The 13,501-nt window shown below is 69.3% G+C and carries 13 protein-coding genes; 8 read left to right on the top strand and 5 right to left on the bottom strand.

The features are described 5' to 3' along the window. Nucleotides 1–18 precede the first annotated feature (18 nt). From ACOYR3_RS14580 to ACOYR3_RS14555, 6 genes are all read left to right on the top strand, one after another. Entirely contained in the window at nt 19–165 is a 147-nt protein-coding gene (locus tag ACOYR3_RS14580; protein WP_422843080.1) for a hypothetical protein, read from the top strand. Nucleotides 166–189: 24 nt separating this feature from the next. Beyond that, the gene (locus ACOYR3_RS14575; RefSeq protein WP_422843079.1) at nt 190–1,437 is read left to right on the top strand and encodes an FMNH2-dependent alkanesulfonate monooxygenase; all 1,248 of its coding nucleotides are present in this window, start codon (nt 190–192) and stop codon (nt 1,435–1,437) included. Nucleotides 1,438–1,483: 46 nt separating this feature from the next. Further along, the gene (gene ssuC, locus ACOYR3_RS14570; RefSeq protein ID WP_422843078.1) at nt 1,484–2,347 is read left to right on the top strand and encodes an aliphatic sulfonate ABC transporter permease SsuC; all 864 of its coding nucleotides are present in this window, start codon (nt 1,484–1,486) and stop codon (nt 2,345–2,347) included. A gap of 69 nt (nt 2,348–2,416) precedes the next feature. Then, nucleotides 2,417–3,232 (top strand): ATP-binding cassette domain-containing protein, encoded by an 816-nt coding sequence (locus ACOYR3_RS14565; protein WP_422843077.1) that lies wholly within the window; start codon nt 2,417–2,419, stop codon nt 3,230–3,232. Between the two features lie 196 nt (nt 3,233–3,428). After that, the gene (locus tag ACOYR3_RS14560; RefSeq protein ID WP_015013774.1) at nt 3,429–3,644 is read left to right on the top strand and encodes a TOBE domain-containing protein; all 216 of its coding nucleotides are present in this window, start codon (nt 3,429–3,431) and stop codon (nt 3,642–3,644) included. A gap of 190 nt (nt 3,645–3,834) precedes the next feature. Beyond that, a complete protein-coding gene (locus ACOYR3_RS14555) occupies nt 3,835–5,031 on the top strand; it encodes an amylo-alpha-1,6-glucosidase (RefSeq protein WP_422843076.1) in 1,197 nt (398 codons plus the stop codon). Between the two features lie 89 nt (nt 5,032–5,120). On the opposite strand, the gene ACOYR3_RS14550 is transcribed toward ACOYR3_RS14555, so the two are convergent. From ACOYR3_RS14550 to ACOYR3_RS14540, 3 genes are read right to left on the bottom strand one after another with little or no spacing between them, the layout of a single operon-like run. Beyond that, complete coding sequence (locus tag ACOYR3_RS14550) at nt 5,121–5,720, bottom strand: hypothetical protein (RefSeq protein WP_422843075.1); 600 nt, start codon at nt 5,718–5,720, stop codon at nt 5,121–5,123. A gap of 43 nt (nt 5,721–5,763) precedes the next feature. Further along, complete coding sequence (locus ACOYR3_RS14545; protein ID WP_422843074.1) at nt 5,764–7,221, bottom strand: sensor histidine kinase; 1,458 nt, start codon at nt 7,219–7,221, stop codon at nt 5,764–5,766. After that, complete coding sequence (locus ACOYR3_RS14540; protein ID WP_422843073.1) at nt 7,187–7,900, bottom strand: response regulator transcription factor; 714 nt, start codon at nt 7,898–7,900, stop codon at nt 7,187–7,189. Before ACOYR3_RS14540 ends, ACOYR3_RS14545 begins: the two co-directional genes overlap by 35 nt. A gap of 152 nt (nt 7,901–8,052) precedes the next feature. Between ACOYR3_RS14540 and ACOYR3_RS14535 the strand changes: the two genes are divergently transcribed. Together ACOYR3_RS14535 and ACOYR3_RS14530 are read left to right on the top strand one after the other, a co-directional pair. After that, nucleotides 8,053–8,475, top strand: coding sequence for a tripartite tricarboxylate transporter TctB family protein (locus tag ACOYR3_RS14535; RefSeq protein WP_422843072.1), 423 nt, complete (start codon nt 8,053–8,055; stop codon nt 8,473–8,475). Between the two features lie 10 nt (nt 8,476–8,485). Then, nucleotides 8,486–9,997 carry a tripartite tricarboxylate transporter permease gene (locus ACOYR3_RS14530; protein ID WP_422843071.1) on the top strand — a complete coding sequence of 504 codons (1,512 nt, stop codon included), beginning with the start codon at nt 8,486–8,488 and terminating at the stop codon, nt 9,995–9,997. 156 nt (nt 9,998–10,153) lie between these two features. Here the strand turns inward: ACOYR3_RS14530 and ACOYR3_RS14525 are convergent, their stop codons facing one another. Both ACOYR3_RS14525 and ACOYR3_RS14520 read right to left on the bottom strand, forming a co-directional pair. Next, on the bottom strand, nt 10,154–12,460 hold the full coding sequence (locus ACOYR3_RS14525; RefSeq protein ID WP_422843070.1) for an ATP-dependent DNA helicase: 2,307 nt from the start codon (nt 12,458–12,460) through the stop codon (nt 10,154–10,156). Further along, nucleotides 12,457–13,368: a hypothetical protein gene (locus tag ACOYR3_RS14520; RefSeq protein WP_422843069.1), complete on the bottom strand. Its 912-nt coding sequence runs from the start codon at nt 13,366–13,368 to the stop codon at nt 12,457–12,459. Before ACOYR3_RS14520 ends, ACOYR3_RS14525 begins: the two co-directional genes overlap by 4 nt. Nucleotides 13,369–13,501: the final 133 nt, after the last annotated feature.

Raw genomic sequence — 13,501 nt, 5'->3', positions numbered from 1 at the left:
CAATTCCAGGAGCACGCCATGCCCGCACTCACGTCCCCACCGCTTCCATTGCAGACCCCCCTGCGGCGGGTGCTGTGCGTCACGGCCATGGCTTGGGGCCTGGCCGCCTACCGCCCACGCCGCCGTGCCGTGCGCATCTCCTTGCGCTTGCCCACTGCGCAGTGAACGACAAAAGAAAGACCTCCTTCCATGAAAATCTTCTGGTTCATCCCCACCCACGGCGACAGCCGTTATCTGGGCACCGCCACGGGTGCGCGCCAGCTCAGCCACGATTACTTGAAGCAAGTGGCCATCGCGGCCGACAGCCTGGGCTACGAAGGCGTGCTCATCCCCACCGGCCGCTCGTGCGAAGACCCGTGGGTGGTGGCGGCCAGCCTGCTGCCCGTCACGCGCAAGCTGAAGTTCCTGGTGGCCGTGCGCCCCGGCCTGCACCAGCCCGCGTTGGCCGCGCGCATGGCGGCCACGTTCGACCGGCTCTCGGGCGGTCGGCTGCTCATCAACCTGGTCACCGGCGGCGACCAGGCCGAGCTGGAGGGCGACGGCGTGTTCCTGGACCACGCCACGCGCTACGAACAATCGGCCGAATTCATCCGCATCTGGCGCGAAATCTTGTCGCGCAGCCACCGTGGCGAGTCGCTGGACTTTGAAGGAAAGCACTTGGCCGTGAAGGGCGCCAAGCTGCTGTTCCCGCCGCTGCAGCAGCCGCACCCGCCCGTGTACTTCGGCGGCTCGTCGCCCGCCGCGCACGACTTGGCAGCCGAGCAGGTGGAGGCCTACCTGACCTGGGGCGAGCCACCCGCCGAGGTGGCGAAGAAGGTGGCGGACGTGCGCGCCCGCGCTGCGAAGGTTCGTGCCCCCACGCTCGGCACTGACGTGTCCTCGCTGCCCCCCGAGGGGGTCGGCGACGGCTTGGGGCGGCCCGGCGCCGTCGCCGGCCGCACCGTCCAATTCGGCATCCGTCTGCACGTCATCGTGCGCGAGACCGATGAGCAGGCCTGGGCCGCTGCCGAAGAACTCATCCGCCACGTCGATGACGACACCGTGGTGCGTGCCCAGGCCGTGTTTGCGCGCATGGATTCCGAGGGCCAGCGCCGCATGGCCGCGCTGCACAGCCAAGGCGTCAAGCGCACACGCAAGGACCTGGAGATCAGCCCCAACCTGTGGGCCGGTGTGGGCCTGGTGCGCGGCGGCGCGGGCACGGCCCTGGTGGGCAGCCCGCAAACGGTGGCTGCGCGCATCCAGGAATACGCCGCGCTGGGGCTGGACACCTTTGTGCTCTCGGGCTACCCGCACCTCGAAGAGGCCTACCGTTTTGCCGAACTGGTCTTCCCGCTGCTGCCCGTGGCGGTGCAGCACCAGCTGGCCGGCGGCAATCCGCTGGGGCCGTTTGGCGAAACCGTGGGCAACCAGTACGTGCCCCGCGCGTCGCAAAGCTGACCCGACCCGACCCGCCCTGAACTGCACCCCACCCGGAACTCCGCCCATGAATCAGACCGTGAGAGAACTGCAGATATCCCCGCTGGCCGACGTGGCAGACCTGCCCATCGACGGGCGCTTGCTGCCCGCATCCGCTGCGCGTGTTGCCCAGCACATCGCGCAGCGCCTGCTGCCCTGGGCCGTGCCCGTGGGGCTCATCGTGCTGTGGCAGGTGGCCTCGTCGCAGGGCTGGCTCTCCACCCGCGTGCTGCCCGCGCCGCTGGACGTGGTGCGCGCCGCCTGGACGCTGGCCGAGTCCGGCGAGCTGTGGACCCACGTGAAGGTCAGCGCCGGCCGGGCCCTGGCGGGCCTGGCCGTGGGCGGCGGGCTGGGTCTGGCGCTGGGCCTGCTCACCGGCTCCGTCAAGCTGTTCGAGACGCTGCTGGACTCCACGCTCCAGATGGTGCGCAACATCCCGGCGCTGGCGCTCATCCCGCTGGTCATCCTCTGGTTCGGCATCGACGAGTCGGCCAAGCTGTTCCTTATCAGCGTGTCGGTGTTCTTCCCCATCTACCTCAACACCTTCCACGGCATCCGCAATGTGGACCCGGGGCTGATCGAGATGGGCCGCACCTACGGCCTGACGCGCTGGCAGCTGTACCGGCAGATCATCCTGCCCGGGGCGCTGTCCAGCATCCTGGTGGGACTGCGGTTCTCGCTGGGGCTGATGTGGGTGATCCTGATCGTGGCCGAGACCATCTCGGCGCAGGCAGGCATCGGCTACCTCACGATGAACGCGCGCGAGTTTCTGCAGACCGACATCGTGCTCGTGGGCATCCTGCTGTATGCGCTGCTGGGCAAGCTGGCGGATGTCTTCGCCAAAGGCCTCGAACGCTACTGGCTGCGTTGGCATCCAGGGTATCAGGCGTGATGCCCTGGTGCTCGAATACTCACATTTTTATAGCTGCTAGCGCTTGCTGAATAAGCGCAGGAGGCCATTTTGACCATCAATTCATCTCCGCAACCCCAGGGCGTGCGCCTGGAAGTGCGCGGCGTGGACAAGCGCTACGGCGCGCGTGCCGTGCTGCAAAAGACCGAGCTGGTCATCGAGCCCGGCGAGTTCGTCGCCATCGTGGGCCGCAGCGGTTGCGGCAAGAGCACGCTGCTGCGCCTGGTGGCGGGGCTGGAGCCTGCGACGGCGGGCGAGATCCGCATCAACGGGACCCGCGTGGCCGGCCTGCAAAGCGCCAGCACCCGCATCATGTTCCAGGACGCGCGGCTGCTGCCCTGGAAGCGCGTGCTGGACAACGTGGCCCTGGGCCTGCCGTCCGCGCAGCGCGGCGCGGCGGCCGACGTGCTGGGCCGCGTGGGCCTGTCGGACCGGCTGAACGAATGGCCCGCGCGCCTGTCCGGGGGCCAGCGCCAGCGCGTGGCCCTGGCGCGCGCGCTGGTGCACAACCCGCGCCTGTTGCTGCTGGACGAGCCGCTGGGCGCGCTGGACGCGCTCACGCGCATCGAGATGCACCGCCTCATCGAAGGGCTGTGGCTGCAATGGGGCTTCACCGCGCTGCTCGTCACCCACGACGTGCAGGAGGCCGTGGCCCTGGCCGACCGCGTGGTGCTGGTCGAAGACGGCCAGATCGCGCTGGACCAGCGCGTCCACCTGCCGCGCCCCCGCGCGCACGGCGACGTGGGCTTTGCGCAGCTGGAGCAGCGCATCCTCGACCGCGTGCTGCAAAAGCCCGGCGCCGACGAGCCGCAGCCCGAGAGCCTGTGGAGCGGCGTGCCCGCGCACGGGCTGCGCTGGGCGGTGTGAATGAAAGAAGCACCCCCTGAGCCGCTTCGCGTCTTCCCCCTCTCCTTCGGGAGGGGAACGCCACCGGTGGCCTGGCAAAGCCAGTTCCACGGTGGCACTGGCCTGGAGCGCGCCAGTTCCGAGCGCAGCGATCAACGCTGAGCAATCGGGATTTCTTTCATTGTTTTCATCAACGGACTTTTTCAAGGAGAACCCCATGTCCATCCAAGCCATCAACGTACGCAACCAGTTCAAGGGCAAGGTCCGCGAGATCATCCGCGGCGACGTCGTCTCCGAGGTCGATGTCGAAACCCCCTGGGGCATCGTCACCTCCGTCATCACCACCCGCTCGGTGGACGACCTGGGCCTCGTCGTGGGCTCGGACGTGGTCGCGCTGGTCAAGTCCACGGAGGTGTCGATCGCCAAGCTGTGAAGCCGATGGAGAAGGGAATCGGGCTGCAGCGCCGGAAATGCCAGCGCGGGCCGCTACCAACGCAGGAGCAAGCGGAGGGCCGGGGCGCGGTGGCCGGCGGCCGGTCAGCCCGGAGACTGGTTTCAATTTGTGCCTTTTTTCGGGAACGGGTCCTATGGTCACAAGCGCCCGGTGGCGCTAGGCTTTCGGCATGCCGAAGAAAAACCATGCGTTGGATGCCTCTGCGCTCACCCTGGTCGACACGTGCTGCGAGGCCTCGCTCGCGTTGCTCGAGAGCAACCTCACGCCGCACGGCATCCTGGCCGCCAGCCGCACTCCGCAGGCGGTGGCGCGCCGCTACACCCGCATCTTCGGCCGCGACGCGGCCATCTGCGTGATGGCCATGTGCGGCAGCGGCGTGCCGGCGCTGGAAGAGGGTGCCGTGGCCAGCCTGGACGCGCTGGCCGCGCAGCAGGCGCCCAACGGCCAGATCCCCAAGTACGTGGACCCCGAAGGGCGCGATGCCGACTTCTGGTATCTGGGCTGCATCGACGCCACGCTGTGGTGGCTGATCGCGGTGGACCACGTGCGGCGCCACGGCAAGGTGGGCCGCGCGCGCTGGGCCGATGGCGTGGCGCGGGGCCTGGCGTGGCTGCTGGCCCAGGAGCACCAGCGCTTTCGGCTGCTGCAGCAGAACGAGGCCAGCGACTGGGCGGACATCATGCCGCGCTCGGGCTACGTGCTGTACACCAATGCGCTGTGGTACGACGTGAAGCGCCGCTTTGCGCTGGAGCACGCGCAGGACACGCACCACCACTTCAACCACCTGTTCAACCCGTTTCAGCGCGACCTGCACCAGTACCACCGTGCGCGGCTGCTGCAGCACTACGCGCGCCGGGGGCGCAGCGGCCGGGGCTTGTACCTGAGCTTTGTGAACCTGGCCGTGGCCGGGCACGAAGGCGACGTGTTCGGCAACCTATTGGCCATCCAGTGCGGGCTGGCCGATGAAGCCATGGCGCACAGCATCGTGCACACCGTGCTGGCGGCCCATGCCAGCGACCCCTATCCGGTGCGCGTGGTGCTGCAGCCCTTGTCGCAGGACGATGCGCTCTGGCGTCCCTACATGGGCCGGCACCGGCAAAACCTGATGTACCAGTACCACAACGGCGGCATCTGGCCGTTTGTGGGCGGGTTCTGGGTGATGGCGCTGGCCAAGCTGGGGCTGCGCAACAAGGGCTGGACCGAACTGGCCCGGCTGGCCGAGGTGAATGCACTGGGGGACTGGCGGTTTACCGAGTGGTTCCACGGCCGCTCGCTGCAGCCCGGCGGCATGGCGGGCCAAAGCTGGAACGCCGCCACCTTTTTGCTGGCGCGCCGGGCGCTGCAAGGGCAGTGGACGGCCTGGTAGGTTTTTGGCAAAAAGTGCTTCTGGCGCTTTTCTGGCAAGCGCAAGCAGCTATCAATAACAGAGCGTTCGAGCCCCGCTGCCCCTGCGCGTTACTGCGGCAGGCAGGCCGCGAAGTCGCTGCCTGGGGCGGCCAGCTCGGCCCGCTCCAGCGGCACGGTGGTGTCGCTTTGCGTGGGCGCCTTGGTGGTGCGCGAGCCGTTGGCCCACTGCCAGCGCTGGCCGTCAAACCGGTAGATGAAGGTGTGCGTGCGGTTGGCCACCAGGTGCGCGGGCGCCAGGATGATGGCGCGGGCGTCGGCCTCGGTGGGCGCGGTGGCCTGGGCTTCGTTGTCCTTCACCACGATCTTGCCCACCAGCGGCGTCACGGGCGATTCGGTGGCGGTGACGTCGCGCTGCACCAGGGCGGCGCTGTAGCCGTGCACGGTCCAGCGGCCGTCGCCGGTGGGCTGCACGGTGGGCTGGCGGGCCTCCACGGCGCGAGCGCAGGCGGCGGCCAGTGCGTCCAGCGCAGCCTCGGCGGCGGTGGCCACTTCGGGCGCCACCGGGGGCTTGGAGGATGGGGCGCGGTCGCAGCCCGAAAGCGCCAGGGCCGCCAGCAGCGCGGCGGTAACAGCCGCAGTGGCCGCTGCGGCCGGGGCGGTGGCCGCGCGGGGGCGGAAAAGCGGGGTGGAGGAGGTTGGTTTCAGCACCCGCCCATTGTGGCGGTGCAGTCGGCGCGAGTCTTGATGCGAATCAAGCCGCCTCGGATCCGGCCAGTGGCAGCCACACGCAAGCGGCCAGCCCGCCGCCAGGGGCTGGCTCCAGCGCCAGGCGCCCGCCCATGAGCTGGGCATAGCGGGCGACGATGGACAGCCCCAGGCCCACGCCCAGGCCCAGCTGCTGTCCGGGCTCGCCCTGCGCCCAGCGCTGCTGCAGCTGCCGCGCCAGGGCCGGGTCCACGCCGGGGCCGTTGTCGGTGACGCACAGCCGCGCAAAGCCGTTTTCGCGGCCCAGGGCCACGGTGATGCGGGGCGGGGCACCGCGCCCGTAGCGCTGGGCGTTGTCCAGCAGGTTGTTCAGGATGCCCTCGAGCAGCGCGGGGTTGCCGCGCACCTCCAGCGGCGCGTCCAGGCCCTCCGCGCCCAGGTCGATCCCCAGCCCGTCGGCGCGGGGCAGGTGGCGCAGCAGCACCTCGCGCACCAGGGCGTGCAGGGCCACGGCCTGCAAGGGCAGGGCGATGCGGCTCTCGGCCACGCGGGCCAGCGCCAGCAGCTGGTCCACCGTGCGGCTGGCGCGCTGCTCGGCCTGGGCAATGCCTTCGAGCTCGCTGCGCCAGACGGCCGGGTCGCCCTGCGCCAGCGCATGGGCGGCCTGGGCGCGGATGCCGGCCAGGGGCGTGCGCAGCTCGTGCGCCACGTTGCCCGCGAATTCGCGCTGGGCTTCCAGGCCCTGCTGTACGCGCTGCAGCAGGGCGTCCAGGGCCTCGCCCAGGCGTTGCACCTCGTGGGTGGCGGCGCCTTGCGCCAGGGCGGCGGGCAGCGGCTGCAGGTCGGCCGCGTCGCGGCGGTCCATGGCGTCCTGCAGGTCCGTCAGGGGTTGCAGGTCGCGCTCGATGCCGCGCAGCAGCCGCGAGCCCAGCACCACCAGCAGCCACAGCTGCGCCAGGCCCGAGTAGACCAGCAGCCGGCGCAGCAGCTGCGTGCGCTCGGCGGTGGTTTGCGCCATCACCACGGTGTAGGGCTGCGGCCCGTCAATGCGCAGGCTGACGCGGCGCAGCTCCCGGCCGTCGCGCACCAGGTGCGAGAACGTGTGGGCGCCGTTGCCCGGCGGCAGCCCGCCCGGCACCAGTTCGGCATCGCCCGCCACCAGCGCGCCGTCGAGGCCGTAGATGGCAAACCACACGGTTTCGCTCTGGTCGAAGCGCAGCAGCCCCAACTCGCGCGGCGTGAGGTCCAGGTGCAGGGCGCTGCCGCCGTCCGCGGGCGCAGCCTCCGCGCCGCGCACGTGCGCGGCCAGTGCGTGGGCATCGTCCAGCAGGGCGCGGTCGAAGGCTTCGGCCACAAAATGGTTGCCCACGCCCAGCACCACCGCGCTGCCCAGCCCCCACACCAGCACCAGCGAGAGCAGCACGTGCCGCCCGATGCGCTGGCGCAGCGTCGGCGGGCGGCTGCCCGGTTCAGGAGCGCGCAGCGGGGGGTGTGCTTGCGTCATCTTCCAGCAGATAGCCCAGCCCGCGCAGCGTGCGGATGGCCGCGCCGCTGCCCGCGATCTTGCGCCGCAGGCGCGAGAACGAGGCCTCCAGCGCGTTCTCGCCCACCGCCTCGCCAGCGCCCGCCAGGCGTTCCGACAGGTCGCCCTTGCTGAGCACACGGCCCGGCGGGGTCATCAGCTCCCACAGCAGGTCGAACTCCCGCGCGGGCATCTCCAGCGGCAGCCCGTCCACGCTGAAGCGGCGGGCCTGGCGGTCCAGCACCAGCCGGCCCACCGTCACCTGGTCGGCCGTGCCGCTGGCACGGCGCAGCAGGGCGCGCAGGCGGGCTTCGACCTCCTTCAGTTCGTAGGGTTTGCCCAGGTAGTCGTCGGCGCCGGCGTCCAGCCCGGCAATGCGTTCTTCGGTGCTGTCGCGGGCGCTGAGCACCAGCACGGGGGTGCTGTCGCCCCGGGCGCGGGCGGCGCGCAGCGCCGTGAGGCCGCTGCCCAGGCCGCTGCGCGCGTGCGCCGCGTGGGGCAGGTTCAGGTCCAGCAGCACGGCATCAAAGGGCTGCACGGCCCACCAGTGCTGGGCTTCTTCGACGGAGTGGGCCAGCTCGACGCGGTGGCCCGCGTTTTCAAGACCCTGGGCCATGGTGCGGCTCAGCACAGGGTCGTCTTCCACCAGGAGGAGGCGCATGGAGAAGCGGAGAGCTACGTGAAATTACGCATGGCCGAGATCAGCCAGCAATCAGGTTCGATGGGGATAGTCCGCCTGTCAGCATACCCCAGCCCCGGGTGTCGCTTGCGCAGCCCGGTGGGGTCGTCCGCGTTTCAGGAGACAAACTTTTCATGATCAACCGCAATCTCGTCAGAGGCGTTGCCCTCATGGCCTTGGCGCTGGGCTTCGGCCTGCCGTCGGTGGGCTATTCACTGGGGTCGCTCGGCCACGCAGGGCCGGGGATGTTCCCCTTTATTGTCAGCTGCATGCTGTTCGTCATCGGGGCCATCACCGTGGCACGCGCGCGCCTGGTGGCGCCCGTGCCCATGGATTTCCAGGTGCGCAACATCGCCATCATCCTGGGCAGCCTGTGCGGCTTCGCCGCGCTATCGCACTTTGTGAACATGATCGCAGGCATCGTGTTCCTGGTGTTCTGCTCCGGCTTTGCGGCCAGCACGTATTCGTGGAAGCGCAGCCTGAAGATCACCGCCGTGCTGATCGCCATCGCGTTCGCGTTCCAGAAACTGCTGGGCGTGAGCCTGCCCCTGTACTGAGGTTGCCGCCATGGAAGTCTTGAACAACCTCGCGTTTGGCTTCAGCCATGCACTGACGCTGCAGAACCTGATGTTCTGCGCCCTGGGCTGCACCGTGGGCACCCTGGTGGGCTTGCTGCCGGGCCTGGGCCCGCTGGCCACCATCAGCCTGCTGCTGCCGCTGACCTACTCCATCGACACCACCGGCGCGCTCATCATGCTGGCCGGCATTTACTACGGTGCGCAGTACGGCGACAGCGTGAGCGCCATCACCATGAAGATCCCGCATGCGAGCAGCATCGTGGCGTGTATCGACGGGTATGCGATGACGCTGAAAGGAAAAACGGGGCTGGCCCTGTTCACCGCCGGCTTCTCCAGTTTCGTGGGGGGCACGGTGGCCATCGTGGTGCTGGCGTATCTGGCACCCAGTTTGGGCGAAGTGGCCTTCCTCTTCGGCCCGGCCGACTACTGTGCGCTGATGCTGGTGGGCTTTGTGTGCGTGAGCTTCGTCACCACCGGCAGCCTGCTCAACGGCCTGGCCATGTGCATGGTGGGCGTGCTGCTGGGCTCCATTGGCACCGACGTGAACAGCGGCATGGCACGCTTTACCTGGGACGCACCGTTCCTGGCCGACGGCGTGGGCATTGTGAGCATTGCGCTGGGCTGCTTCGGCATTGCCGAGATTGCCAAGAACCTCGACTCGCGCGAAGAGCGCTCGCCCTTCAACGGCAAGATCAAGCTGCTGCCCACCTGGCCCGAGTTCAAGCGCATCATTCCCAGTGCCTTGCGCGGCAGCGTGGTGGGCTCGTTCCTGGGCATCCTGCCCGGCGGCGGCCCGGTGATTGCCCAGTTTGCCGCTTATGCGCTCGACAAGAAGGTCAGCAAGTACAAGGACGAGATCGGCACCGGCTGCATCGAAGGCGTGGCCGGCCAGGCCGCTGCCGACGAGGCCGCAGCGCGCACCAGCTTCATTCCGCTGATGAGCATCGGCATCCCCGAGAACGCCGTGATGGCGCTGATGATGGCCGCGTTCATCATCAAGGGCATCCAGCCCGGCCCCAACATGATCGCCGGCCACCCCGAGCTGTTCTGGGGCCTGGTGGCCAGCATGTGGATCGGCAACGTCTTTCTGCTGGTGCTGAACGTGCCGCTGGTGCGCTACTGGCTGTCGGTGTTCAAGATTCCGTACAACGTGCTGTTCCCGGCCATCCTGTTCTTCTGCTGCATCGGTACCTACAGCATCAACAACAACCTGGACGACGTGTTCATCACCGTGGCCTTCGGCGCCCTGGGCTACCTGTTCATGCGCCTGGAGATGGACCCCTCGCCGCTGATGCTGGGCTTCATCCTGGGCCCCATGCTGGAAGAGAACTTCCGCCGCTCCATGCTGCTGTCGCGCGGCAGCTTCGGGGTGTTCATCAACCGGCCCATCAGCGGCACGCTCATCGGGCTGATCGTGCTGTTCATCCTCTGGCAGCTGGTGGCGTTCTTCCGGCAGCGCAGCCGGGCCAAGGAACTGGTGGCGGCGCCCGCGGCCACCTGACCAGCCACCCCACGCCCGAACTGGCGATGATTGATTGACTCTCTGTGCTGCATTTGCAGCTTTGCAGGCCGGACACCCCAGGGTGGCCGGCCTTTTTTTTGGGGGCGATGCTGCACAAGTCCCCGCGGCGCGGGCGAGGGCTGGTTCAGCGTTGCCTTATTGCAGGTGCCACCACGCGGGCAGCAGCGCGCGCACCTCGGCCCGCGCAAACCGGTCGTCCATCAGGTGCACCACACCCTCGTCGCTGGGCGTGCGGATCACGCGGCCCGCGGCCTGCACCACCTTCTGCAGGCCGGGGTACAGGTAGGTGTAGTCATACCCGTCGCCGAATAGTGCCTGCATGCGCTGGCGGACTTGTTCGTTGACGGGGTTCACCTGGGGCAGGCCCAGCGTGGCCAGGAACGCACCGATCAGGCGCTTGCCCGGCAGGTCGATGCCTTCGGCAAACGCGCCGCCCAGCACGGCAAACGCAATGCCGTGGCTGGTGTCGGTGAAGCGGGCCAGAAACTCGCGCTGCTCGCCCTCCAGCATGCGGCGCGACTGGCGCCAGTGCGGCACCTCGGGGTGGCGCTGCGCAAACAGGTCTGCCACCTGCTGCAGGTAGTCGTAGCTGCTGAAGAAAGCCAGGTAGTTGCCCGGCCGCGCGTGAAACTGCTGCGCCATTAGATCGGCGATGGGCGCGAGGGATGCGTGGCGATCCGGGTAGCGGGTGGAGATGCGCCGGGCCACCTGCACCTGCAACTGCCGGGCGTGAAACGGCGACTCCACATCCACCCACGCATGGTGGTCGGGCAGGCCCAGCAGGTCGGCGTAGTAGCGGGCGGGCTGCAGCGTTGCGGAAAACAGCGTGCTGGTGTGCGCGGCGGCCAGCCGGGGCTGCAAAAAGGGCGCGGGCACCACGTTGCGGATGCAGACCACGGAATCGCCGGGTTGGGTGGCCCGGTGGTGGGCTGCACGAGCCTGGGTGATGTCCACCAGCGAATGCGCGTCCAGCAGCTCGGCCATGCGCACCAGGTGCATGGCGTCGAAGTAAAAGGCCTGCAGCGCCGCGTCGGGCTCGGCGGGGTGGTCGGCAAAGTGATCGGACAGCGTGCTGCCGCACTGTTGCAGCGCAGCCAGCAGCTTGTCCGGGACGCTGTCGTACACCGCGTAGGCGGTGGTCTGCGCCTTGTCCAGCGCCACCCATTGGCGGCGCACCTTGTCCAGTGCCTTCTTCACGGAGGGGTGGCGCGTGGCGGCGGGCGACTGGCGGGCCTGCGCCAGGCTGTCCGGGCGCAGTTCGGCCGTGTACATCTTGCGGGCGCGCTCCACCAGGTTGTGGGCCTCGTCCACCAGCAGCGCAGCGCGCCACTGGTTGGCTTGTGCCAGGCCGTGCAGCAGGCCGCCCAGGTCGAAGTAGTAGTTGTAGTCGCCCACCACCACATCGGCCCAGCGCGCCAGTTCCTGGCTCAGGTAATAGGGGCACACCTGGTGGGCCAGCGCCACGTCGCGCACGCGGGCCTGCAGCAGCAGGGGCGGTGACGGGCGGGCATCGCCGGCGGCCGAGGCCACGGCCGCCGCGCGGGCCGCGGGCAGGCGGTCGTAAAAGCCCTGGGCCAGCGGGCACGACTCGCCATGGCAGGCCTTGGCGGGGTGCTCGCACGCCTTGTCGCGCGCCACCAGCTCCAGCACGCGCAGGGGCGGCGCCGGGGCGCTGTCGGACAGGCGCGCCAGCGCGTCCAGCGCCATCTGCCGTCCCGAGGTTTTGGCGGCCAGAAAGAACACCTTGTCGATGCGCTGCGCCGGCGCGGCCTTGAGCAGCGGGAACAACGTGCCCATGGTCTTGCCAATGCCCGTGGGCGCCTGCGCCAGCAGGCAGCGGCCGGAGGCGGCCGCCTTGTACACCGCCTCGGCCAGCGGCCGCTGCCCCGCGCGGAAGGCGCCAAACGGGAACGCCAGCGCCAACAGCGCTGCATCCCGCGCCGCACGGTGCGCCACTTGCGCCTCGGCCCAGGCCAGGAAGCGTTCGCAGTGCACCTCGAAATGCTGCTGCAGCTCGGCCGCGCTGTGGCGCTCTGTGAACACCGTTTCCTTCTGCGTGCCGATGTCGAAGTACACCAGCGCCAGGTCGATGTGGTCCCAGCCCTCCTGCTGGCACAGCAGCCAGCCATAGATGCGGGCCTGCGCCCAGTGCAGCGCACGGTGCGACGCGGGCTGCCGGTCCAGCCGGCCCTTGAAGGTCTTCACCTCGTCCAGGCGCTGCTGCGCAGTATCGACGCCATCGGCCCGGCCGCGCACGCGCAGCGTCTTGTACTGCCCGGCGAGGGCCACCTCGGCGCGGTAGCCCTTGCCGCGGCGTTCCGCCACCACGGCGTGGCCGGCGATGCCTTCGAGGGCCGTAGGGGCGGGCGTGAAGCGCAGGTCCAGGTCGCCCTGCTTGGCGGTGAACTCGCACAGCTCGCGCACCGCAACGGTGTAGGTCATGGCGGCGGCTCGGCGCAGGGCGCGGCGCCGGCATCGGACGGCAGCGCACCGGTCTCGGCCCCGCCCAGGTGGGCCTGCGCCAGCTCCGCCTCGCTGCGCAGCGGGGTGGCCTTGCACAGCGCCATCCACACCGCAAAGGGCAGGGTGCAGCGGCTGTGGCGTGCGGGGCGCAGCAGTTCAAAGCGCCCGTCGTCCACGCTGCCGTGCAGCACCCAGATCCCGAAGTGCTCGGGGATCTCGTCTGGCTCGGCAATGCCGGCCGGAAAGACGTAATAACACTCCTCGCACAGCCACTGGTAGGCCTGCCGCTTGGCGTCGTGCCGCAGGTCCGACAGCAGGTCGGCCCGGCTGGCCTTCACCTCGTGCACCATGGGCTGCAGATAGGCAGGCACCGAGGTGTTGCGCACCGAGAACAGATCGGGCCGCGCCATGCGCCACACGTTGGCCGCGGCACGGGCCGCCGGGGCAAGGTCATCGTCGGCCCACAGGGGCGCCATGGCGGGTGTGTTGTTGGCAGGTGCGTCGGACGCAGCGGCTGGCGGCGCATCTCCTATCGGCACGGTATCGATCACCGCGCGCAGCGACAGTTCGGTCCATACGATGCGCCCCGCCGCCAGCAACTGGGCCGCAAACTTCTGCCCCAGCCGGTCGTGCAGGCTCAATGCCCGCACGCCGCGCTGGCGCGCCTGCGCCAGGGTGCGGATGCCTTCGTCGGTGAGGCGCAGGGTTTCACAGCCATCGGCCGCGGTGTGCAGGCTGATGAGCCCGGCAGCCAGCAGGTCGATCTCCAGCCCGTCCTTGCACGGCCATCCCGCGGAGCGCCAGATTTGCATGAGGCGGGTGCGGTGGAAGCGGGTGATGGGGATGGCGGGCGGGGTGTGCGAAGCAGGGACGGGCAGCACCGTCATGACGGGGTGGATGGACTGGGTGAGATACTGATTTTAATCACAGTGTCCGAGAGTGCCGGCTTTCCGGGGAGGGGAGAGGGGTTAAGGATGTCCTGAATAACTCGAATACGTGAGCGCTACAAGGCCGCCGCGT

This window comes from Acidovorax sp. M2(2025), assembly GCF_049330835.1.
Taxonomy (GTDB): Bacteria; Pseudomonadota; Gammaproteobacteria; order Burkholderiales; family Burkholderiaceae_C; genus Acidovorax.
The sequence above is the reverse complement of the archived record's forward strand: the minus strand, read 5'-3'. Positions and strand labels throughout refer to the sequence as shown.